Raw genomic sequence first — 23,439 nt, 5'->3', positions numbered from 1 at the left:
GCGCTAAACTATGCCTTGGTTGCGCTAACTGCGCCAAAGCGTCCTGTTCATGTCCCAAAGCGTCATGTTAAGACCCCGCTCACCGGCCGATTTGCCGGGTCCAAGCCCCAAGGGCGCCAGCATACCCACGCGGTGCACGCGCCGACACACGGAGAAAAAACGCATGACATCTGGACGGGTTAACCCGCAATTCCGCCTCGAGGATCAGGGCATCGAGGGTCTGGGCAATGTCTATTACAACTTCATGGAACCGGCGCTGATCGAAGCGGCGCTGAAGCGGGGCGAGGGAACGCTGGGCAATGGCGGCGCCTTCCTTGTCACCACCGGCAAGTTCACCGGTCGCTCGCCCAAGGACAAGCACGTGGTCAAGACCGCCAGCGTTGCCGACAGCATTTGGTGGGAAAACAATGCCGAGATGACCCCCGAAGGGTTCGACGCGCTCTATGACGACATGCTGGCCCATATGAAGGGCAAGGATTACTTCGTACAGGATCTGGTCGGCGGCGCCGACCCGGCCTATTCGATCAACGTGCGCATGGTCACCGAACTGGCCTGGCACAACCTGTTCATCCGCCATCTGCTGCGCCGCCCGGCGCGCGAGGATCTGAACGAGTTCGTGGCCGATTTCACCGTCATCAACTGCCCCAGTTTCCAGGCCGATCCGGCCAAGCATGGCTGCCGCAGCGAGACCGTGATCGCGATGAATTTCGACCGCAAACTGATCCTGATCGGCGGCACCGAATATGCGGGCGAGAACAAGAAATCGGTGTTCACCCTGCTGAACTACATGCTGCCGGAAAAAGGCGTGATGCCGATGCACTGCTCGGCCAACCACGCGGTCGGCAACCCGGTCGACACCGCCGTCTTCTTTGGCCTCAGCGGCACCGGCAAGACCACGCTGTCGGCCGATCCGGCGCGGGTGCTGATCGGCGATGACGAGCATGGCTGGTCGGATCGCGGCACCTTCAACTTCGAAGGTGGCTGCTATGCCAAGACCATCAACCTCAACCCCGAGGCCGAGCCGGAAATCTACGCCACCACCACCAAGTTTGGCACCGTCATCGAGAACATGGTGTTCGATGAAGAGACCAAGGAACTGGATTTCGACGATGACAGCCTGACGGCCAACATGCGTTGCGCCTATCCGCTGGAATACATCTCGAACGCCTCGGCCTCGGCCCTGGGCGGGCATCCCAAGAACATCATCATGCTGACCTGCGACGCCTTTGGCGTGCTGCCGCCGATCGCGCGGCTGACCCCGGCACAGGCGATGTATCACTTCCTGTCGGGATTCACCTCGAAAGTGGCCGGAACAGAGCGGGGCGTGACCGAGCCGCAGCCGACCTTCTCGACCTGCTTTGGCGCGCCCTTCATGCCGCGCCGCCCCGAGGTCTATGGCAACCTGCTGCGCGACAAGATCGCCCGTCACGGCGCAACCTGCTGGCTGGTCAACACCGGCTGGACCGGCGGCGCCTATGGCGTTGGCAGCCGGATGCCGATCAAGGCCACCCGCGCCCTGCTGACCGCCGCGCTCAACGGCTCGCTCAACAATGCCGAGTTCCGCAAGGACGCCAATTTCGGCTTTGACGTGCCGGTATCGGTGCCTGGCGTGGCCGAGGTTCTGCTGGATCCGCGCCGCACCTGGGACGATCAGGGCGCCTTTGACAAGCAGGCGGCCAAGCTGGTGCAGATGTTCGCCGACAATTTCGAACAGTATGTCCCCTATATCGACGAGGACGTGAAGGCCGTCGCCATCGGCTGATCCGTTGGAAACCAGATCAAAGGCCCCGCCACCCGGCGGGGCCTTTTTCGTTCAGTGGTGCCGCCCGCCCTGACGCTCCAGTTCCTTCTGGATCAGCAGCGGGTCGATTTCGTCCAGCGGGCGGTTCGATTTCACCGACAGCGCCGCCGCGATACCGGCCCCCTGTCCCGTCACCGCGCAGCAGGCCATGTTGCGGGTGGCCGCGTGGCTGATCCGGTCACCGCCGGTGATGCGCCCCGCCACCAGCAGATTCTTGACACCGCGCGGCAGCAGATTGCGATAGGGCATCTGGAAATAGCGCCCGGTGGTGGGCAGGATCAGGATGCCATAGCCGTCGATGAACTCGGGAAAGATGCCGATCGAATCCTCGAACCGGCCCTGTTCGCGTACATCCGTCTCGGTCATGTTGTAAAGACAATCGACCTTGCGCGTATCGCGGATACCGATCGACATGCCGAAGTTGCGCAGGCGAATATTCTCGCATCCGGGCGTATAGCGGCGCAGCGCCTCGATGGCCAGCATGGTCTGGCGGCGGCCCTCGATCTCGTAAGTGGTCAGGCTGTCGGGGTCGGTGCCGTCGCATCCATCGAGATGGATGAGGTTCATATAGGTGAGTTCGCCGGTGTCATGCACCGCACCCCAGGTGCCCGAGATGGTGTTAAGGTGCGGCGGGATCAGCCCGTCGCGGATCGCCTGCTGGAACGGCTTCTTGAGGAAGGGCGAGAACATGTCATCCTCTTTCCCCGAGGTCTCGATATTCCACTCGCCGCCGCCCCAGTCCTTGTAGGTCTGCGGATCGGCCTTGATCCCGTCCATGAACCGCTGCTTGTCCACCCCGGCCAGATGAAACATGACCGAGGCCGCCATCATCTGTTCCGCAGGCGTCTTGTGAACGGGCGCTCCGGCGCGGGCCACGACGTCGGCATCGCCGGTGGCGTCGATCACCCGCTTGGCCAGAATCGCCTCGCGCCCGGATTTCGATTCGGTGACGATGCCGATGATCGTGTCGCCCTCCATCAGGGGTGCCACAAAGAAGCGGTGCAGCATGGGGCGGATATTGGGCTCGTCCAGCACCATCCGGTCGGCGACCAGCTTGAACCCCTCGCTGTCGATCTCGTGGCTCAGCGACTGGCTTTCGGGCACGGCGGCCCCCATTTCCTTGGCCTTCTCCTCGAACTCGCGGGCGATGCCGTTGGATTCGATGGTCTGTTCGTGGCGATACCAGTGCATCCCCTCGACCCCGACGACGGTCAGGTTGCCGCCGAAACAGCCAAACCGTTCGACCAGCGTGACCTCGGCGCCAGCCCGTGCAGCTGCCAAGGCGGCAGGAAGGCCACCCGGCCCCGAGCCCACCACCAGCACATCGGTTTCATGTACGATGTCGATTTCGCGCGCCGGTTCGGAGATGCGTCTGGCCATATGTGCCCCTTGTCGAGAATCTGTTGAACGCTCGCCGCAGCTTTCGCCCAACCGAGACAGGTTCTCGTCGCCGGCGCGACCGATTCTCTTCCATTTGCGACGTTTTCTGTGCCCGACCGGGCGAACTGCCCGCAAAAAACTCTCAGAGTTAACAGAAATAACACCCGTAAGTCATACGCCTGTTACACGTGTTTGTTTTTTGTGGATTAATGACGGCATTTGTGTGTTTCATTCCCCATGTCCGATGCAGACCCCAAACTCCCCCATCGGGGCCACGAGCTTCTCGACGTTCTCGCCCGCCTCGGCGGATCCGCGCGCAACGCCCAGATCGCGCAGGTGATGGACGTCTCAGAAGAGACGGTCCGCCGCCTGGTCAAAACCCTGGCCAAGCAGAGCAAGGTCGAACGGGTGCATGGCGGCACCTACCTGCGTGGCTCGCAGGACGCACCGATGTACTCCGGCGCGCTGGAGCAACAGCCCAAGGAAAAGACCCGCATCGCCAAGGGTGTACTCGAACTGATCCGAGACGGCATGACCCTGTTCATCAATGTCGGTTCGACCACAACCTATGTCGCCGAACAGCTGCGGGAACGGCGCGACCTGACCGTGGTCACCAATTCGATCTCGACCGTCGCGTCGCTGGCAGAACACAATGGCAGCCGCGTGTTTCTTGCCGGGGGCGAGGTTTCGCGCTCGGAACGGGGGTGTTTTGGCCGTGCCACCGAGGAGTTTGCCCGCCAATTCGCCTTTGACGCTTTGGTGATCGGCGCCGATGCGCTATCGCCGGAACTGGGTGTGCTTGCCGCCAATCCGCGCGAGGCCGATCTGACCCGCGCGCTATTGGGCAATGCCAGCCGGGTGATCGTGGCCGCCGATTTCCGCAAGTTCACCGCCCTTGCTCCCTGTATCGCCGCACCGCTGGAGGCGGTTACCGACCTGGTGACCGACGCCGCACCGCCGGATGCGCTGCAAGACGCTCTCGACCGTTGCGGGGTGGCTACGCACCTCGCAGCAAAATCGGGCCGTATCACGACCCGGACACCGCCGCCCCGGGACAAGGGGCACTCAAACACAAACCACAAAACGCTAACCATTCCGACGGAGGTCTCATGAAACGCATTCTTCTCTCCGGCGTCGCCGCCCTGGCCCTGCCCGGTGCTGCGCTTGCCGCCTGTCCCGCCGTGACCGTTGCCGACCCGATGGGTGTCGCCTCGGGCACCTTTCCGCAGCAATACGATCTGGCCGAGTTCCAGTCCGCTGCCGGCTGCACCATGGATTTTGCCGAAAACCCTGCGATTGGCGACCTGAACGCCCGCATCAAGGGCAACCCGGCCCTGCCGCCCCTGGCCGAACGCCTGCCGTCCGAGCCGCTGGTTGTCGCTCCCTATGACGGGATCGGCCAGTATGGCGGTCAGTTCGACGCGCTGTCGAACGCCACCGAATCCGGCACCTCGGATTTCCTTTCGGTGCGCCATGTGAACCTGTTCCGCTATTCGGACGACCTGCAAACCGTGGTGCCGAATGTCGCCAAGGCCTGGGAATGGAACGATGATTTCACCCAACTGACGGTGCATCTGCGCGCGGGTCACAAATGGTCGGACGGCGCGCCCTTTACCGCCGCCGACGTGGTGTTCTGGTATGACAACCTGATGATGGACACCAATGTCATGGCCGAGCCCAAGGACTATGCCCTGGCCGGTGGCAAGCCGATGAAGGTCGAGGCTGTCGATGACACCACCGTCCGGTTCACGCTGGAAGCGCCCAAGCCGGGCCTGATCGAGACCTTCTCGTTCACTTATGTGCAGCCCTTCCAACCCAAGCATTTCTTTGGACAGTTCCACCCGGCGCTGGACGCCAACGCGGACGCCAATGCGCAGGCACTCGGCTATGAAAACGGGTATGAGCTGATCAAGGCCTATTACGGCAACTCGGACTGGATGGACACGCCCTCGCCCATGCTGACGGCGGGCGACAAGCTGGCCGGGCTGCCCAAGGACACCATGCCGACGCTGGAAAGCCATATCCTGGTGAAGGAAACCACCGAGGGTCGGCACTATGTCGCGAACCCCTATTTCTTCCAGGTGGACACGGCGGGCAATCAGCTGCCCTATATCTCGGAAATGGACGAGACCTATGTGGGCGACGAAGAAGTCCGCACGCTGAAACTGTTGAACGGCGAGGTGGATTACAAGTCGCAGGCGGTCAACCTGACCCAGGCGCCGGTGCTGCTGGAAGGCCAGGAAAAGGGCAATTACACCGTCGACGTTAAACCCGGCATCGCCAGCGCGACGCTGACCTTCAACGTCACCTCCGAGGACATGGGCAAGCGCGCCGTCTTCAACGATGTGCGGTTCCGTACCGCAATGTCGGTGGCCATCGACCGCGATCAGCTGAACGAGGTGGTGGCATTTGGCCTGGGAACGCCCAACCAGTATATCGGCTTCTCGCCGCGCCCCGATTTCATCGACGAGAAATGGTCGAACCACGAGATCGCCTTTGACCCCGACCGCGCCCGCGCCCTGCTGGACGAGATCGGCCTGGTCGACAAGGATGGCGACGGTGACCGTGACCTGCCCAATGGCGACCCGTTCGTTCTGGACTGGCAGTTCTCGACCCAAGCCAGTTCCTCGCAGCTGGTGGAACTGATCGCGCAGAACTGGACCGATGTGGGCGTGACCACCACCATCAAGGAAGTTACCTCGGACGAATACCGCTCGTCGCAATCGGCCAATACGCTGGACGTGATGATGTGGGGCAAGGGCCAGCCTGCCGGTTCGATCCTGGGCGATGGTGAAATCTGGGTGCCGCCGTTTGACGGCTATTTCGATGTGCGCACCGGCATGCTCTGGGCCGAGTGGATCAGCTCGAACGGATCCGCCGGGGTGGAACCCCCCGCATGGGTGGCCGAGTTGAAAGGCGAACTGGACACCTACCAGTCGAGTGCACCGGGCACCGAAGCCTCGATTGCCGCCGCGCAGAAAATGGTCGAGATCATGACCGGCCAGGTCCTGTTCATCGGCACCATCAACGCCCCGGCCCCGGTCTATCACTCGAACAAGCTCAAGAACTTCCCCGAGTTCAAGACGCAGTCCTACGAGTTCTATCGGACCTATCCCTATCGCCCCGCCCAGTGGTGGCTGAGCGAATAAGGACGCCTTGGAAACGGGCGGCGCGGCTGCCCGTTTCCCCTTCCCTTCAACGAGGTCTCGATGCTTCATTTCGCGCGCTTCGCCGCCACACGGGCGGTCATGGCATTCGTCACTCTGGTGATCGTGTCGCTGATCGTCTTTTCGCTGATGGAGCTGGTTCCCGGCGACTGCGCCGAGCGTTATCTCGCCTACAAGAACACCCAAGGCTCGGCCATCACGCTGGCCGATATCGCGGCCGAGCGCGCCCGGCTGGGGTTGGATCAACCATTCCTGACCCGCTGGACCAGCTGGCTGGCCGGCGCGTTCCAGGGCGATTTCGGCGATAGCTGCATCCTGCGCGTCGATATTGCGCAACTCTTGGGCGACAAGTTCTGGATCTCGCTCTGGATATGTCTCGGCGCGCTGTTCGTGGCCTATATGATCGCCATTCCGGTCGGCATCATCTCGGCCGCCTCGCGCAATCCGTACCTGAACAACTCGCTGCGCGTGGTCAGCTATCTGGGGCTGGCGATGCCGAACTTTCTGCTGGCGCTGATGGTGATGCTGATCTCGACCGTCTATTTCGGCGAGACGCTGACGGGCCTGTTTTCGCCCGAATACAAGGAGGCGCCCTGGTCGGTGGACCGGGTGCTGGACCTGCTGAAACACGCCTGGCTGCCGGTGTTTATCCTGGGTTGGTCGGCCACCGCCTTTGCCCTGCAAACGGTGCGCGCGCTGATGTCGGACGAGATTGGCAAGCTTTACGTCACCGCCGCCGCCGCGCGCGGGCTTTATGGCCGGCGCCTGTTGTGGCGCTATCCGGCGCGGCACGCGCTGGGGCCGATCGTCAATTCGCTGGGTTTCGACCTCAACCGTATCTTCAACGAACTGCCCATCGTGGCGCTGATCCTGACCCTGACCGAGGCCGGATCGCTGCTGCTCGAAGCCCTGGCGCGCTCGAACGACCAGCAACTGGCGGGCGCCATCATTTTCCTTCTGACCGCCTCGATCGTGACGTTGAACTTTGCCACCGACATTCTGCTGGCGGTGATCGACCCGCGCGTGCGCAAGAGCATCCTGAGGTGATCCGATGACAGCCCCAAGCCAGACCGCCAAGGAAGCCTATTTCACCGCCTCGCAGCGGCAGTTGATCTGGGCACGTTTCAAGAAACAGCGCGCCGCCATGGTGGCGGCCACCGTGTTGGTGGTACTGATCCTGTCGGGCCTCTTTGCCCCCTTCCTGTCACCCTATGACCCCACGGTCGCGGGACGCGACAAGGATTATCTGAACGGCGCGCCGCAGGTACCGAAGTTCTGCGACAAGAACGGCTGCTCGCTGCGCCCCTTCCTGCATACGGTCACCCGTGAACGCTCGCTTGCCACCAATTTCCGCTGGGTCGAAAAGGTGAACGAGGATGAACGGCGTTATGTGCAGTTCTTCGTTCAGGGCGACAGTTACAAGCTCTTTGGCTTCATCCCCGGCAACATCCACCTGTTCGGCATGGATCAGGGCTATGTCCACCTGTTCGGCACGGACAGCGCGGGCAAGGATATCTTCAGCCGCACCCTGCACGCGGTCTGGACCTCGCTTCAGGTCGGAACGCTAGGGGTTCTGATCTCGTTCGTGCTGGCGCTCGCCATCGGGGGGATCGCGGGCTATTACGGCGGCATGGTGGACAGCGTGATCCAGATGGTGACGGATGCGGTCCGAACCATACCCTCGATCCCGCTCTTCATGGCCATCGCCGCATTCATCCCGCCGGAATGGTCGGCCGAGACGCGGTTCTTTGTCATTACCCTGATCCTTGGGCTGGTGGGCTGGCCGACGCTGGCGCGGCGGGTGCGCACCCATCTCTTGACCGAGCGCAATCAGGAATACGTGCTGGCAGCCCAGCTGTGCGGCGCCTCGCCCAGCCACATCATCCGGCGCCATCTGCTGCCCAGTTTCACCAGTTACATCATCGTCGATCTGGTGATCTCGTTTCCTTATGTCGTGCTCAGCGAAACGGCGCTCAGCTTCATCGGGCTTGGCCTCAAGGACCCGGTCAACAGCCTGGGCGTGATGCTGCAGAACGTGACCAAGGCTGACGTGCTGCTGAACTATCAGTGGTATTTCATCCCGGTCCTGTTCTTCATCGCGCTGGTCATGGCCTTTGTCTTTGTCGGCGACGGGCTGCGCGACGCGGCCGATCCCTATTCGGAGAGCCGCAAATGAGCCTGATCGACGTCGAGAACCTGACGCTGCAATTCCGCACCGACGAGGGGCTGATCACCGCGGTCGAGGATGTGTCGTTCTCGCTCGCCCCGGGCGAGGTTATGGGGCTGGTGGGCGAAAGCGGTTCGGGCAAGTCGGTGACCGCCAAGGCGCTGATGAAGCTGAACGCCGCCAGTGCCGTCTATGACCCCGCCACCCGGATCACCCTGCACCTGGACAGCGGGCCGGTGGATGTGATGTCGCTGAAACGCCCGCGCGACATGGAGATCGTGCGCGGCGGCGCTGTCAGCATGATCTTTCAGGAACCGATGGCCAGCTTTGCGCCCGCTATGACCATCGGCAGCCAGATGGTGGAACAGCTGCTGATCCACACCGATCTGAGCAAACGCGCCGCGCGCGATCTGTCGATCGAGATGCTCGACCGGGTCGGCATCTCGGACGCGGCCAGCCGGTTCAACCAATATGCGTTCGAACTGTCCGGCGGCATGCGCCAGCGCGCGATGATCGCCATGGCGCTTTCCACCCGACCGAAACTTCTGATCGCGGATGAACCGACCACGGCGCTGGATGTGACCATCCAGGCGCAGGTGATCGACCTGATGAAGGATCTGGTGGCCGAGTTCGGCATGGGCATCATCTTTATCACCCATGACCTGGGCGTGGTGGCGCAGACCGCTGACAAGGTGGCGGTGATGTATCTGGGCCGCATGGTCGAACAGGGCCCGGTGCGCGAGGTGATCCGAAACCCGCGCCACCCCTATACCCGTGGCCTTATCGACGCGCTGCCGCAACTGGACGATCTGGACAAACCCTTGATGCCGGTGCCGGGCGACATCCCCTCGCCGCTGGAACGGCCCGAGGGCTGCGTTTTCCACACCCGCTGCACCCGGATCATCGGCGATATCTGCCGCACGACGGTGCCGGGTTGGGCCGATACCGGCCCGGATCACCGCACCGCCTGTCATCTCTGCCATCAGGACACCGCCGCATGACCGAGGAACTGCTGATCGAGACCCGCGACCTGACGGTGGGCTTTCCCGTGGGCGGGCGTCTCTTCAACAAGAAGACGCTCAAGGCGGTGGACGGGATATCCATCGGCATTCCGCGCGGGTCGTTCTTTGGCGTGGTGGGCGAAAGCGGCTCGGGCAAGACCACGCTGGGCCGGGCGCTGCTCAACGCGGTGCCGATCACCGGCGGCCATGCAACCTATGACGATGGCGAGGTGCGTTACGACCTCGCCACCCTGTCGGGCGGTGAGTTGAAGGATTACCGCAAACGCGCGCAACTGATCTTTCAGGACCCTTATGCCGCGCTCAGCCCGCGAATGACGGTGCGAGACATCATCGCCGAACCGCTTGAGGTGATGGGGCTGACCGCCTCGCGCGAGGAGACCGACACCCGCGTGCGCGAGATTGCCGCGAAATGCCGGTTGAACCTGGAACATCTGCGGCGCTTTCCGCATGCCTTCTCTGGCGGACAGCGGCAGCGGATCTCGATCGCGCGCGCGCTGGTGTCGGGGCCGCGTTTCGTGGTGGCCGACGAATCCGTAGCCGCGTTGGATGTGTCGATCCAGGCCGACATCCTGAACCTGCTGAAAAACCTTCAGTCCGAGCTGGGCCTGACTTATATGTTCATCAGCCACGACCTGAGCGTGGTGGCCCATAGCTGTGACCATGTGGCGGTGATGTATCTGGGCCGGATCGTGGAAAGCGCGCCGACCCGCAAGCTGTTTGCGGCGCCGCGCCACCCCTATACCAAGGCGCTGTTTTCAGCGATCCCGTCGCTCGACCCCGATGACCGGGACCGTGCGCAAAAGCTTGAGGGTGAGATCCCCTCTCCCACCAACCAGCCCCCTGGGTGCAAGTTCCACACCCGCTGCCCGCGTGCGACGGATCTGTGCAAGACCCGCGAACCCGTGTTGCAAACAGAGGGCGGCCACGCGGTTGCCTGCCACCGCTGGCAAGAGCTTCTTTAGACCGAGGTTATCAAGAGCGTTGCGCTGCAGGATCGCCTGACCAGGTCAGGCGCCCCCTTCACCTGTCCCAGAAAGCGGTTGCTTTTTCGATTTGTTAGCGCTAACAGATTCTCAACCGAGCCAACCGGGCACATCGATGGAGGACGGCATGACACTGAAAGTGGCAATCAACGGCTTTGGCCGCATCGGGCGCGGGGTGCTGCGGGCGCTGGTCGAAAGCGGCGCCGAGGATATCGAGGTGGTGGCGATCAACGACCTTGCCAGCCCCGAAACGCTGGCACATCTGCTGAAATACGACAGCGTGCATGGCCGTCTGCGGGCGCGGGTACTGGTCGAGGGCGACCGCATGATCGTGGGCCGCAACAGCATCCGCCTGACTGCAATCCGCAACCCCGAGGATCTGCCCTGGGCCGATGTGGATATCGCATATGAATGCACCGGTCTCTTCACCGGGCGCGAACAGGCCGCGCGGCATCTTGAGAACGGGTCGAAACGGGTTCTGATCTCGGCCCCCGGCAAGGATGCGGACCGTACCGTGGTCTTTGGCGTCAACGACAATACGCTGACCGCTGACGATCTGATCGTGTCCAATGCCTCGTGCACCACCAATTGCCTGGCGCCGATGGCGATGGTGCTGGACCGCGCCTTTGGCATCAAGACCGGCTATATGACCACCATTCACGCCTATACCGGCGACCAGCCGACCCATGACACCGCCCATCGCGATCTCTATCGCGCGCGGGCGGCCTCGGTGTCGATGATCCCCACCTCGACCGGCGCGGCACGGGCCATTTCCGAGGTGCTGCCGCATCTCAAGGGCCGGCTCGAAGGCTCGGCGATCCGGGTGCCCACACCGAATGTCTCGCTGGTCGACCTGAGCTTTGTGCCCGAACGCCCGGCCACCCGCGAGGCGGTGAACGCCGCCATCCGCGCCGCCGCCGAGGGGCCGCTGTCCGGTATCCTCGCCTATGAAGAGGATCCGCTGGTCTCGGTCGATTTCAACCACGACAGCCACTCCTCGTGCTTTGCCGCTGCCCAGACCAGCGTCACCGCCGACGGGCTGGTGCGGGTGGTCAGCTGGTATGACAACGAATGGGGCTTTTCCAACCGGATGCTGGATACCGGGCGCCGGATCGGCGCGTTGCTGATCGCTCCCCAGCGGTTGGCGGGTTGAGCCATCTGGCCGGGCCCTGTTCCCTCTCCTCCGGGCCCGGCCTCTCTTGCACCCGCGCGGATGACGCGCCAGACTCGGGCCATGAGCGACACGCGCCCACCCCCCGTCTACAAACTGCGCCTCGTTTTTGGCGAAACCGGCATGATTGGCCCGGGCAAGGCGGCGTTACTGGACCATATCGCGCAGACCGGTTCGATCGCGGCGGCGGGGCGCGCGATGGGGATGAGTTACAAGCGGGCCTGGCAATTGGTCGAGACGATGAACGCCATGTTCCGTGACCCGGTGGTGACGCGCGCCCGGGGCGGCGCCCAGGGCGGCAGCGCCACGCTTACCCCGACCGGGCAAGAGGTTTTGGCCGCCTATCGCCGGTTCGAAACCGCCTGCCACAACGCGGGCGCCCCACATGCAAAGCAGCTGCAATCCCTGCTACGAAAGGACGAGACCGGCAGTTAGCCCTTGCACCTGCTGGCACCCATAGCGATATTTCCGCCCAGACATATCGCCTGCCGGAGCCTCGCTTGCCATTTACCCTGTTCTTTCGTGCCCTGCTTTGCACCCTGCTGCTTGCCGGACCTGCGCGCGCGGAACAGGTTACCGTCTTTGCGGCCGCCAGCCTGAAAACCGCGCTGGACGAGATCGCCGCCGGTTTCGAGGCGGCGACAGGCAACAGCGTTACCCTCTCTTTTGCGGGGTCCTCGGTTCTGGCGCGGCAGATCGGGCTGGGTGCCCCGGCGCAGGTATTTGTCTCGGCCAATCCCGGCTGGATGGACTGGCTGGCTGATCAGGGCCGGATCGACCCCACCAGCCGGCGCGACCTGGTGTCAAACCGGCTGGTCTTGGTCGCCCCGGTGGAACACACATCGTCGGACCCACTTGACGAACTGTCCGCAGGGACAGGGCGGATCGCCATGGCACTGGTCGATGCAGTACCGGCAGGGCAATACGGCAAGGCGGCACTGTCCCAGTTGGGCCTGTGGGAGCAGCTTTCGCCGCGCGTGGTCCAGACCGACAACGCCCGCGCCGCGCTGGCGCTGGTGGCCACCGGCGCCGTGCCCTTTGGCATCGTCTATGCCACCGATGCGCGCGCCGACCCGCGGGTCACTCAGCTGATGACCTTTGCCACCGACAGCCATCCGCCGATACTCTATCCAGCCGCATTGGTAGCGGGGCAAGAGAATGCCGCGGCGCGTTCCTTCCTTGTGCATCTATTTGGCACCGAGGCGCAGGCGGTCTTTGTCCGGCATGGCTTCCTGCCGGTGGAGGATTGACCCATGGCGTGGCTCGGCCCCGATGAATGGCAGGCGGTGGCTCTTTCTCTCAAAGTATCCGCCTGGGCCACGGCAGTGTCGCTTCCGCTGGCGCTGTTGGTGGCACATGCGTTGGCGCGCGGGCGGTTTCCGGGCAAGACGCTGCTCAACGGGCTGGTGCACCTGCCGCTGATCCTGCCCCCGGTGGTGACGGGCTATCTGCTGCTGCTCGGTTTCGGGCCGACTGGCACGCTGGGACAGGCGCTGGCTTCGGTTGGCCTGACACTGGCCTTTCACTGGACCGGGGCGGCACTGGCTGCGGCGGTGATGGGCTTTCCGCTGATGGTCCGCGCCATCCGCCTGTCGATCGAAGCGGTTGACCCGAAGCTGGAACAGGCCGCCGCTACGCTGGGCGCCTCACGCATCTGGGTTTTTGCCACCGTCACCCTGCCGCTGATCCTGCCCGGCCTGATCGCCGGGGCGATCCTCGGCTTTGCCAAGGCGATGGGAGAGTTCGGGGCGACGATCACCTTTGTCTCGAACATACCCGGCCAGACCCAGACCGTGCCCTCGGCCATCTATGCCTTCTTGCAGGTTCCCGGTGGAGAGAGCGCCGCCACACGGCTGGTTATGATCTCGGTCGCGCTGGCGCTGGGGGCACTCCTGGCCTCCGAGGTACTGGCCCGGCGCGCCGCCAGACGGGTGGCCGGCACATGAAGCTCGAGGTCGAACTGCGCCATCCGATGCAGGGTTTCACTCTGGACGTGGCCTTTGCAGCGCCGCCTGGTCTGACCGTGTTGTTCGGGCGCTCGGGCAGCGGCAAGACCACGGTGATCAACGCGGTGGCCGGTCTCTTGAACCCCGAACGCGGGCGTGTCGCGCTGGGGGACCAGGTTCTACAGGATAGCGCCAGCCGAACCTGGCTGCCGCCGCATCGTCGGCGCATGGGGTATGTGTTTCAGGACGCGCGCCTGTTCCCGCATCTGACCGTGCGGCAGAACCTGGGATATGGTCGCTGGTTCGCGGGCCGGGCCGGGCCTGCCTCTCCGACACAGGTGATCGAGATGCTGGGGATAGGCTCTTTGCTAGACCGCCGCCCCGGTGCCCTGTCGGGGGGAGAGCGTCAGCGGGTCGCGATCGGCCGCGCGCTCCTGTCCAATCCGCGCGCGATCCTGGCGGACGAACCGCTCGCCGCCCTGGACGAGGCGCGCAAGGCCGAGATCCTGCCCTATCTGGAAAGGCTGCGTGACGAGACCCGGATTCCGATCCTCTATGTCAGCCACTCCGCCGCCGAGGTCGCCCGGCTGGCCACGACCGTCATCGTGCTACAGGACGGGCGCGTGATCCGACAGGGCAGCGCCGCCGAGGTGTTGGCCGACCCCGCCGTCACTCCGCTGGGCGCCCGCGCCGCGGGCGCGATCCTGACAGCGCGGGTGATTGCCCATCACACCGATGGCCTGACCGAGCTTGAGTCCGGGGGCGAACGCCTGTTCCTGCCACGCATCGCGCAGCCCGAGGGCACGGTGCTGCGCCTGCGTATCCCGGCACAGGACGTGATCCTGTCCCGGCAGCGCCCCGAGGGGCTTTCGGCGCTTAATATCCTGTCCGGTCATGTGGCGCAGATCCGCAGCGGTGACGGGCCGGGTGCGTTAGTCTCGGTATCCACCCGTGCGGGAACCGTTCTGGCCCGCATCACGCGACGGTCTGCTGCAACGCTGGAACTGCACGAAGGCACGCCCTGTCATGCGGTCGTCAAATCGGTCGCCATCGCACCCGAAGATATCGGCCGCTGACGGGCCGTGAACCACAAATGCCTCTTGCACCGGCATCGCGGCTTGGCTAAACCCGCGCGACAAGGGTGATTAGCTCAGTTGGTAGAGCGCTTCGTTTACACCGAAGATGTCGGGAGTTCGAGTCTCTCATCACCCACCAGCCTCTTCTAAGAATTGGCAAACAACAGCAAGATTTTGCGTATCGGCCAGCTATCAACACATATGAAAAACCCGACACCTTTCGGTGCCGGGCGTGTATCTTGAAAGTGCCTATTGGCTGCCACCACTCACTCTAATCGCAGCCCTATTAGAGCCAACACCCTAGAGGTTTTCGATATTGTGTCAATATGATACTGATGCAAAACTTGGCATATAGGCCAGAATGCTATATTCGGTCGCAGATGTCATTTCATGACTCAAGAACAAGGATCGACACTCGGCATGCAGACTCTCTCAAAACTGGCGGAGCTGCGCCGACTATTGCATAGCATGGAACGCACACTTGGCCTGCAAGACCTGAGTCCTGTTGAGCGTGACATCTATTACGCGGCGAGTGAACTGTCAGAGAATGATCGCCGTGTCCGTACTGTCGGGCTGATCGAGCACGCACTTCTCGAAACCGTATCGCGACCGACTTTCTTCCGTGCGCTTAAATCGCTGGTCAACAAAGGATACCTAACGCAATGCAGCACCATGAATCGGGGCTGCTATCTCGTGCGCTCTCCTGAAAGCTGATCCCGCGCATGGGTGACAAAGAAGGGAGTTTAGGCAGGCTTGGCGTTGAAACAGCTGTTGCTTCGAGCGCCTATTTTGCCACGATCCTGCTGACTTTTGAACTGGTCGTGCCGCTCCAGAACCTGGTCTTTCCCGAGTATTCCAGCCGCGCCAGCCTGCTGTTCCTGCCACATGGGGTGCGGGTTCTGTCCGCCTGGCTGCTGGGCTGGCGGGCGGTTCCGGCCCTGCTGCCCGGGGTGATCGCGGCATTTGCCTATGTCGGCGGCATGGATGTCTTGCTGCCCAGTCGGATGATCGCCATTGCCATTGCCGTGTGCACGGTCCCTCTCTGCTTGCACCTGCTTCGTGTCATCGGGCTGGACCTGTTTCCAAGCCAGGACCGCGCACCTTGCTGGCTCTGCGTGATGGGGGTGGGGATCGTGACCTCGCTGATCATCGCCAGCCTGACCAACATGGCCTTTGGCAGCGATCCGATCGAGGCGATCGCCTATCTGATCGGCGATATCTCTGGCCTTTTCTTTGGCATGCTGGCGCTGCTCTATGCCTTTCGCCTGTTGGGCCGGAGCGCCTGAGCGCTCCGCTGCGGCAGCAAAGTCGTCACGTAATTTTCGATCCATTTCCCTTCATTCTTCGCATTTTTGTTGCGCTGCATGTGCAAAATGATATGACCGGACGGACCAAGAGAGGATGTGATTCATGGCCCATGACGGACAGGACCCGATGACGATGACCACGCAAACCGTTCTTTTGCCCGACCTTCTCAGCCTGACCGGTGCGGCCCTTGCCCCGGTGGATGCGCTGTTCGAGCGCGCCCGCGACTCCGTGCGCGAGATGGTGAGCGAAGGCGGCCGTGTGTCCGGGGCCCTGATCGACGCCAATCAGACCGCCGCGCATGGCCTGTCCTGGCTGGCCACCTATCAGCAATCGCTGCGCCAGATGCAGCGCTGGGCCGAGGCGCTGCAGGCCGAGGGCAAGTTCGGCGAGATCGAACAGCTGATTCACCAGATCGCCTTTGGCGAGTACCTGCACCAGATGGCCGGTGGCATCCCGATGAACCAGGGCGAGGTGGTCCGGCTTCAGGATCTGGGCCTGGGTTGGGACGCCCTGTCGGGTTTCCAGGCCGCCGAAGTGCAGACCCTGATGGCGAAGGCCAACACACAGGCCGCCCGCACCCGTCTGGTCGAGCTGATGCAGGAGCAGGCCGGCGCCACCATGTTCGGCGCCTCTGGCCTGGACGAAGAGTTGGAGATGATCCGCGACCAGTTCCGCCGCTATGCGGTGGAAAAGGTCGAACCCTTTGCCCATGACTGGCACCTCAATGACGAGCTGATCCCGATGGAGGTGATCGAGGAACTGGCCGAGATGGGTGTGTTCGGCCTGACCATCCCCGAGGAATTCGGCGGCTTTGGCCTCAGCAAGGCGTCGATGGTGGTGGTGTCCGAGGAACTCAGCCGTGGTTATATCGGCGTCGGCTCGCTGGGCACCCGGTCCGAGATTGCCGCCGAACTGATCATCGCGGGCGGCACCGACGAACAAAAGGCCAGCTGGCTGCCCCGCATCGCCAGCGCCGAGATCCTGCCCACCGCCGTATTTACCGAGCCGAACACCGGTTCCGACCTTGGCAGCCTGCGTACCCGCGCGGTCAAGGACGAGAACGGCGATTACAAGGTCACCGGCAACAAGACCTGGATCACCCATGCCGCGCGCACCCATGTGATGACGCTCTTGGCGCGCACCGATCCCAACACCACGGATTACCGCGGCCTCAGCATGTTCCTGGCTGAAAAAACGCCGGGTACCGATGCCGAGCCCTTCCCCACCCCCGGCATGACCGGAGGCGAGATCGAGGTTCTGGGCTATCGCGGCATGAAGGAATACGAGCTTGGCTTTGACGGGTTCCACGTCAAGGGCGAGAACCTGCTCGGCGGCGAAGAGGGCAAAGGCTTCAAACAGCTGATGGAGACCTTTGAAAGCGCGCGCATCCAGACCGCTGCCCGCGCCATTGGCGTGGCGCAATCGGCGCTGGATATCGCCATGCAATATGCGCAGGACCGCAAGCAGTTCGGCCGCGCCCTGATCGCCTTCCCGCGCGTCTCCAGCAAGCTGGCGATGATGGCGGTCGAGATCATGATCGCGCGCCAGCTGACCTATTTCAGCGCCTGGGAAAAGGATCACGGCCACCGCTGCGATCTCGAGGCCGGGATGGCTAAGCTGCTGGGTGCCCGCGTGGCCTGGGCTGCGGCCGACAACGGCTTGCAGATCCATGGCGGTAACGGCTTTGCGCTGGAATACAAGATCAGCCGCGTGCTCTGCGATGCGCGCATCCTGAACATCTTTGAAGGGGCCGCCGAGATTCAGGCTCAGGTGATCGCCCGCCGCCTGCTGGGCTGAGCCAACTTCAAAAGTTTGAAAAGCCCGGCCCAGCGCCGGGCTTTTTCGTTGCCTCAGGTCACCCGCAGGAACCCTGTCAGCCCGGTCTTCTGATGTTCGATCACATGGCAGTGGAACGCCCAGTCGCCCGGATTGTCGGCCACCAGAGCGATGTCGATCACCTCGTCCTTCAACAGCAGCATCGTATCGGTCCAGAGCGGCGGCAGACTGCGCCGGTTCGACGCGATCGGCACGAATGCCAGACCGTGCAGGTGGATCGGGTGTTGGTTGGGCGATTCGTTGCGCAGGCGTAAAACATAGCTCTTGCCGCGTTCCAGCACCGCCAGTGGCGCCGTGCCCGTCGCCCCATCACCAGCCCAGGGCGTGCGATTGATCGACCAGAACGTATAGCCCAGCGTGCCGCAGAACCCGTCATTGGGGGCATCCCCTTCGGGTGTCCAGCCAAAGACAAACTCGTGCAGTTCGGCGCGGTCGAGGTCTGGCTTTGCCAGCGGGTTCCGTGCCAGCGGTTTCAGCTCGGCCAGATCGCGCTGGGGCCCGGAGCCAACAGCGCGCAGCCCGGCCATCAGCCGGGGCGGCTGGCCGGGCAGATCGGCCATCAGGCCGACCTGCCGCCCCTCCTCCACCGGCATAGCCACCGCCAGATCGACCCGTTGACCGGGCGCCAGCAACAGCGGCGCCCCCGCGCGCGGCACCGGCAGTTCGACGCTGACCGGGTGCCCATCCCAGGCGATGATCCTCGCCATACCGCCATCGAGATAGAGCTTGTAGATCCGCGTCGTGTCGGTATTGACCACCCGCAGCCGCACCAATGACCCGGCGCTGTGATCATAGACAGGCCCCTGCCGCCAATTGGCGGTCTGCACATTGCCCATGGTACCGCCCCGCGCTGCGCCCCGCGCGGTAAAGGCCGGCAGGAAGGCATCCGCCGCGTCCAGCCGGAAATCGCGCAGATTAATGACCTCTTCACTGTCAAACCCCGGATCCTCGGCCTCTGCGATCACCATCACCCCGGTCAGGCCATGGGCCATCTGTTCCATGGTCATGCAATGCGGGTGATACCAATAGGTGCCCGCATCGGGCGGGGTAAAGGCATAGGCGAACCCCTCGTCCGGGCCGATCGGCATCTGGGTCAGATAGGGCACCCCGTCCATCGCGTTGGCGATCCTCAGCCCGTGCCAATGCATCGCGGTGTACTCATCCAGAGTATTCCGCACGGTGAACCGCATCTCTTGCCCCTGCCGCCCGTACAGAACCGGCGGCGGCGCATCGGACGACAGGCTGACCATGCCCGCCGTCCGCTGGTGGCGCAGCTGGTAGGTCGCTTGCTGAACCACCAACTCCTGCACCCCGTGTGGGGCCATGGCGGATCCCAGATGCGCCAAGCCGGCGGCCCCCAACAGGGCGGCGCCTCCAAACAACAGATCGCGACGAAACATGCGACACCTCATTTCTGCAATTGGGAAAGAGGCCGGGCTGTCAGTTGGCTGGACCTGAGACACAGGCTGACATGGGGCGGCACCGCCCGCAATGCGCCCTCTGGTCGCTAAAGGGCATTTGCCCTCTGGCGAGCGCGCGCAAAACCCTGTAGAGGATGCGACTTGCAACCAGGACCCGCCCATGACCACACGCGCCGGATTTGTCGCCCTGATCGGAGAGCCCAACGCGGGCAAATCGACCCTGTTGAACCGCATGGTCGGGGCCAAGGTGTCGATCGTCACCCACAAGGTCCAGACCACACGCACGCGCATTCGTGGCGTCGCGATGGAGGGCGATGCACAGATCGTCTTTGTCGACACGCCGGGCCTGTTCCAGCCGCGCCGGCGGCTTGACCGCGCCATGGTTGCCGCCGCCTGGGGTGGCGCTGCGGATGCCGATATCGTGGTGCTGATGGTCGAGGCCCATCGCGGTATCACCGAAGGGGTCGAACGTATCCTCGAAGGGCTGACCGAGATCGCCAAGGGCCGCACCGTGGCGCTGGCCATCAACAAGATCGACCGGGTGCCTGCGGAAAAACTGCTGGGTCTGTCCGAAGCGTTGAACGCGCGTTTCGAATTTGCCCGCACCTTCATGATCTCGGCCGAACGTGGCCATGGGGTCGACGACCTGCGCAAATGGCTGGCGGCGGAACTGCCCGAAAGCCCCTGGCTCTATCCCGAGGATCAGATCGCGGACCTGCCGATGCGGATGATCGCAGCCGAGATCACCCGCGAGAAACTGACCCTGCGCCTGCATCAGGAACTGCCCTATCAACTGACCGTCGAGACAGAGAACTGGGAAGAGCGCAAGGACGGCTCGGCCCGGATCGACCAGGTGATCTATGTCATGCGCGACGGTCACAAGGGGATCGTGCTGGGCAAGCGCGGCGAAACCGTCAAGGCAGTGGGACAGGCGGCACGGGCCGAGCTGGAAGAGTTCCTGGACCGCAAGATCCACCTCTTCCTTCAGGTCAAGGTGCGGCCCAACTGGCTGGAAGAGGCCGAGCGCTATTCCGAAATGGGCCTCGATTTCAAGGACGGCAACTGAGGCGCGCGGGCCGAGATTTTTCGACGAAAAATCTCTCGCGCCGCCGAAAGGAAAGTGTATGGCAAGGCTGACGGCGGAATTCTGGGTGCATGCCTATCTGGCGCGCCTGCGCCTGATGAACATCCCCGCCTATGTGATGGCCCATGGTGACGATACGGCGGGGGCTGTGTTGATCAAGCTCAACACCCTTGACGGACAGGCTGTGGCCTATCACCGGGAATACGACCTGATGAGCGGCGAGCGGTCCTGGACCGCGCTGGCCAGTGGTCGGGAATCAGAGGTGGATGCCGCGATCACCCGCCAGTGTAGCTTCGACCCCGATCTTTGGGTGATCGAGATTGAGGACCGGAAAGGTCGTCATCTTCTGGATCAAGACGGGCTAAAACAATAAAAGTGTCGCAGCCACCTACCGCGCAAGCCGACTTCGTTGACCATCTTCAAGGCGGCAATTCAGAGAATGCTGTCAAAAATTGGGGAAATAGCCCTTCAGCCGGCGATGCTATGCAAACTGTGCGAGTGCCGCCCTGCCCGCCTCAAGTCAGGTTCCTTTGACAGCAGCGATTTGGTTGCTTGCGCGGGGACAAGAAACTCGGCAACTGGCCAGTCGTCGGGCCGTTCTGCAACACTGGTTGCGAGAGCAGGATTTGACCTTTACCGAACACCCGATCGGTTGACTTGATCCTAATCCTGCTTCGCCACCTCTCAAACGCTATCCAAGCAGATCGAACACGTTCCCACCGATCTGGAGGTTGATCTCGCTCTGCCCCTCGCCATCGACCAGCGCCCAGATGATCTGGCCGGTGGGCTTGTAGATCACGAACGCCTCCTGCACGTCGTCATCGCCCGAGCGTTCGCCCTCGGCATTGGCGGTGTGGGCAAGATCGATCTGGAACTGGTCGGCTGTAGCCGAAGCATTGCCGAAGACCAGAACGTCGCCCTCGGCAGCGTTATAATCCTGCACCCAGTCCGAGCCGTGGCCGAAGATGCCGAGGTGATAGAACTTGTCGGCACCCGAACCGCCGTTGATCCGGTCGTAGCCGAAACCGCCGTTGATGAAATCCGCGCCTTCACCGCCAAAAATCACGTCGGAAGATGCACCACCTGCGATCACGTCGTTACCCGCCTGGCCTAGCAACGTGTCGGCGCCAGCGCCGCCGAGGAGAGTGTCATTTCCTTCCATGCCATAGATCAGGTCGTTTCCAGCCCCGCCGTCCGCCAGATCATCCCCGATACCAGCGTAGATAAGGTCGCCCAAATCGGCATCGGTGTCTCCGCCCAGCAGCACGTCATTTCCGTCTCCGCCACTCATCGTGTCGGCGCCATCGCCACCCCGAAGCGTGTCATCTCCTGCCTTGCCTAGCAGGATGTCGTTGCCAGTGCCGCCCTCGAACAGGTCGTAACCCGCCTCGCCCAACATCAGATCATCGCCGGAGCCCGCGACCATCAGCCCACCATCTGCGCTTGCAGAGAGTTTATCGTCCCCCGCGCGGGTGAATAGCGCTTCCCAGCGCTTCTGAGCTTGCTCGGCCACCTGCCGCCCAACCTCCAGCGCTTGCAGGTTGCCATCCTGGATGTGGATACCGCCGTACAACCGGCTGATACCCGCCTCTTCGGCAGCCTCAGTCAGAGTATTCCAGCGCAGAACGATGGGATCCTCGCCAACTCCGAAATCCTCGAAGGCAAGGTGGGTCGCGACATATTCGCCCAGCAGGTCGACCCCTTCGACATCATCAAGGTCGTAACTGCCGTAGGTTGTCCCGTCATAGTAGATGTCCGAACCCACGAAGCTGGCGATGGTACGCGCGGCAGCCATCGAGAAAGTGGAATGGCCGGAAACGAACTCTGGGAAAGGCGGGGTGACAAAAGTGACGTTCTGATAAGGCTGCCATTCCTGCCCAAGCATGGTCACCGTGCCCTCATTCGGGCCACCCCAGGACTGAATTTCCTGGTCATGGTACAGATGCCGGATTGCAGATTGCGGGCGAATGAACTCATAGGCGTATTTCGCCTCCCATGTGGCGATCCCAGCATCAAACACGGCAGTATTCAGGGCAAAGAACAGCTTGGCGTCCTCGTCGATACCGTGACCTTCGCGCAGAGCGATGTCTTGGGCGATCTGGTTCCAGTGGCCCGGAGGCGATTCCGTACGCGGCCCGTCAGCCCAATACTCCGCAATCACCTTCTGCTCGGTGGTCAGATTAGCGCTATAAGTTACCACTTCGGAGAACTGGTCGCGCCAAGCTTGGTCCCCGGTGGTCACATTGCCAAGCCCATCCACATATTCGCCGAAGTCGCCCAACTGGGGTGGAGCCGGGGGGCGGAACTGGTCACCCGAGGTCAGAGCGAACGGTGTGACACCGCCCCAGTGTGGGGTCAGCGCGACTTGGTCGTCATAGGTCGAGGGATCGTCATTGTCGTAGACCGGCACACCGTTTTCGTCGACCAATGTACCATTGGGAACCCGCAGGGGTTGCCATTTGTTGGGATCGAAATCCGGTCCGCCGGGCGCGTTGGACGCGGTTTCGTCGGGGTTGTTGACCGGCACGTACCCGGTCGTGTCCGCGAATTCGCCGTCGTAGTTCGATCCGTCTCCGGCTCGGGCCGCAAGGACGGTGGCCGCCGCCAGATTGCCCACGCCGGCCGCAGTCGAAGGGTCTGTGCCAGTATCCGACGGATCATATCCCAGATCGTTCATGAAATCGTCGAAATGCGCCTTTTGGTCGGGAAAGAACTCAACCAGCATTCGATAGGCGGCAAAGCTGACCGCGGCAGCCTTGTTGACGTCGGTATGTTCTGCGCCTGGGCGCATTATATCGCCATAATAGCCGTTGGCATCCGCGTCATAGGCGGCCCATGCATCATAAACGGCAGCAGAGGTGAGATGCAGCTGGTACGTCGTAGCAGTCGGCTTGGCGCCGCCCGACCGGATGGCCTCCAGCAGCATTTCGTTCCATTGGGCAACAATCGATTGTTCGGCTGGCATCTTCGAAGTATCCCGATCAAGCAAAAAAGGAGAAGCGCTCACGGAGTGCTCACGAAATCGTGATAACGACAATGCGGGAGTCTGCCGGTCAGCACCACCCCCTTTTGGGTAC

Annotated in this window: 20 protein-coding genes and 1 tRNA gene; 18 read left to right on the top strand and 3 right to left on the bottom strand. The window is 62.8% G+C overall.

Translation table 11 applies throughout. The annotated features are described in order from the left end of the window. The first annotated feature begins 163 nt into the window (after positions 1-163). Complete coding sequence (locus tag AC2FNY_RS16335) at positions 164-1,762, top strand: phosphoenolpyruvate carboxykinase (RefSeq protein ID WP_234167344.1); 1,599 nt, start codon at positions 164-166, stop codon at positions 1,760-1,762. Positions 1,763-1,813: 51 nt separating this feature from the next. Here AC2FNY_RS16335 and AC2FNY_RS16330 read toward each other — a convergent pair whose 3' ends face one another. Continuing rightward, the gene (locus AC2FNY_RS16330; protein WP_496803103.1) at positions 1,814-3,181 is read right to left on the bottom strand and encodes an FAD-dependent oxidoreductase; all 1,368 of its coding nucleotides are present in this window, start codon (positions 3,179-3,181) and stop codon (positions 1,814-1,816) included. A gap of 237 nt (positions 3,182-3,418) precedes the next feature. Here AC2FNY_RS16330 and AC2FNY_RS16325 point away from each other — a divergent pair, with 237 nt between their 5' ends. The 15 genes from AC2FNY_RS16325 to AC2FNY_RS16255 all read left to right on the top strand — a co-directional run bounded on the left by AC2FNY_RS16325 (position 3,419) and on the right by AC2FNY_RS16255 (position 17,818). Further along, on the top strand, positions 3,419-4,294 hold the full coding sequence (locus tag AC2FNY_RS16325) for a DeoR/GlpR family DNA-binding transcription regulator (protein ID WP_234145632.1): 876 nt from the start codon (positions 3,419-3,421) through the stop codon (positions 4,292-4,294). Then, positions 4,291-6,330: an ABC transporter substrate-binding protein gene (locus AC2FNY_RS16320; RefSeq protein WP_234176859.1), complete on the top strand. Its 2,040-nt coding sequence runs from the start codon at positions 4,291-4,293 to the stop codon at positions 6,328-6,330. Before AC2FNY_RS16325 ends, AC2FNY_RS16320 begins: the two co-directional genes overlap by 4 nt. Before the next feature lie 60 nt (positions 6,331-6,390). Continuing rightward, positions 6,391-7,395 (top strand): ABC transporter permease, encoded by a 1,005-nt coding sequence (locus tag AC2FNY_RS16315; RefSeq protein WP_234176860.1) that lies wholly within the window; start codon positions 6,391-6,393, stop codon positions 7,393-7,395. Positions 7,396-7,399: 4 nt separating this feature from the next. Further along, positions 7,400-8,524 carry an ABC transporter permease gene (locus AC2FNY_RS16310; RefSeq protein WP_234163931.1) on the top strand — a complete coding sequence of 375 codons (1,125 nt, stop codon included), beginning with the start codon at positions 7,400-7,402 and terminating at the stop codon, positions 8,522-8,524. Next, positions 8,521-9,516: an ABC transporter ATP-binding protein gene (locus AC2FNY_RS16305; protein WP_496803102.1), complete on the top strand. Its 996-nt coding sequence runs from the start codon at positions 8,521-8,523 to the stop codon at positions 9,514-9,516. Before AC2FNY_RS16310 ends, AC2FNY_RS16305 begins: the two co-directional genes overlap by 4 nt. After that, positions 9,513-10,499 carry an ABC transporter ATP-binding protein gene (locus AC2FNY_RS16300; protein ID WP_496803101.1) on the top strand — a complete coding sequence of 329 codons (987 nt, stop codon included), beginning with the start codon at positions 9,513-9,515 and terminating at the stop codon, positions 10,497-10,499. The genes AC2FNY_RS16305 and AC2FNY_RS16300 overlap by 4 nt, the downstream gene beginning before the upstream one ends. Before the next feature lie 148 nt (positions 10,500-10,647). Beyond that, on the top strand, positions 10,648-11,673 hold the full coding sequence (gap, locus tag AC2FNY_RS16295) for a type I glyceraldehyde-3-phosphate dehydrogenase (protein ID WP_496803100.1): 1,026 nt from the start codon (positions 10,648-10,650) through the stop codon (positions 11,671-11,673). Between the two features lie 81 nt (positions 11,674-11,754). Continuing rightward, positions 11,755-12,126 (top strand): winged helix-turn-helix domain-containing protein, encoded by a 372-nt coding sequence (locus AC2FNY_RS16290; protein ID WP_234167349.1) that lies wholly within the window; start codon positions 11,755-11,757, stop codon positions 12,124-12,126. 65 nt (positions 12,127-12,191) lie between these two features. Then, positions 12,192-12,941: a molybdate ABC transporter substrate-binding protein gene (gene modA / locus AC2FNY_RS16285; RefSeq protein WP_496803099.1), complete on the top strand. Its 750-nt coding sequence runs from the start codon at positions 12,192-12,194 to the stop codon at positions 12,939-12,941. Between the two features lie 3 nt (positions 12,942-12,944). Beyond that, positions 12,945-13,637 carry a molybdate ABC transporter permease subunit gene (gene modB / locus AC2FNY_RS16280; protein WP_234140743.1) on the top strand — a complete coding sequence of 231 codons (693 nt, stop codon included), beginning with the start codon at positions 12,945-12,947 and terminating at the stop codon, positions 13,635-13,637. Further along, positions 13,634-14,713, top strand: a complete 1,080-nt coding sequence (gene modC / locus AC2FNY_RS16275) for a molybdenum ABC transporter ATP-binding protein (RefSeq protein WP_496803098.1) — start codon at positions 13,634-13,636, stop codon at positions 14,711-14,713. The genes modB and modC overlap by 4 nt, the downstream gene beginning before the upstream one ends. Before the next feature lie 63 nt (positions 14,714-14,776). After that, positions 14,777-14,852: transfer RNA gene (locus tag AC2FNY_RS16270), tRNA-Val, on the top strand. A 251-nt stretch (positions 14,853-15,103) separates the two neighbouring features. Further along, positions 15,104-15,427 (top strand): hypothetical protein, encoded by a 324-nt coding sequence (locus AC2FNY_RS16265; protein ID WP_234163934.1) that lies wholly within the window; start codon positions 15,104-15,106, stop codon positions 15,425-15,427. Positions 15,428-15,435: 8 nt separating this feature from the next. Further along, positions 15,436-15,999 carry a hypothetical protein gene (locus AC2FNY_RS16260; protein WP_234140738.1) on the top strand — a complete coding sequence of 188 codons (564 nt, stop codon included), beginning with the start codon at positions 15,436-15,438 and terminating at the stop codon, positions 15,997-15,999. Positions 16,000-16,123: 124 nt separating this feature from the next. Next, complete coding sequence (locus AC2FNY_RS16255) at positions 16,124-17,818, top strand: acyl-CoA dehydrogenase family protein (RefSeq protein WP_496803097.1); 1,695 nt, start codon at positions 16,124-16,126, stop codon at positions 17,816-17,818. Between the two features lie 53 nt (positions 17,819-17,871). Here AC2FNY_RS16255 and AC2FNY_RS16250 read toward each other — a convergent pair whose 3' ends face one another. Beyond that, entirely contained in the window at positions 17,872-19,257 is a 1,386-nt protein-coding gene (locus AC2FNY_RS16250; RefSeq protein ID WP_496803096.1) for a multicopper oxidase family protein, read from the bottom strand. A gap of 181 nt (positions 19,258-19,438) precedes the next feature. On the opposite strand from AC2FNY_RS16250, the gene era reads away from it, so the two are divergent. Both era and AC2FNY_RS16240 read left to right on the top strand, forming a co-directional pair. Continuing rightward, on the top strand, positions 19,439-20,344 hold the full coding sequence (gene era, locus AC2FNY_RS16245; RefSeq protein ID WP_234140734.1) for a GTPase Era: 906 nt from the start codon (positions 19,439-19,441) through the stop codon (positions 20,342-20,344). 58 nt (positions 20,345-20,402) lie between these two features. Next, a complete protein-coding gene (locus tag AC2FNY_RS16240; protein WP_234140733.1) occupies positions 20,403-20,735 on the top strand; it encodes a DUF1491 family protein in 333 nt (110 codons plus the stop codon). A gap of 318 nt (positions 20,736-21,053) precedes the next feature. Here AC2FNY_RS16240 and AC2FNY_RS16235 read toward each other — a convergent pair whose 3' ends face one another. Further along, positions 21,054-23,327 carry a DUF6851 domain-containing protein gene (locus AC2FNY_RS16235; protein WP_234176865.1) on the bottom strand — a complete coding sequence of 758 codons (2,274 nt, stop codon included), beginning with the start codon at positions 23,325-23,327 and terminating at the stop codon, positions 21,054-21,056. Positions 23,328-23,439 lie beyond the last annotated feature (112 nt).

The organism is Ruegeria sp. BHSC223 (assembly GCF_059613025.1).
Note: the sequence above shows the minus strand (reverse complement) of the source record. Positions and strands in the feature narration are given on the sequence as shown.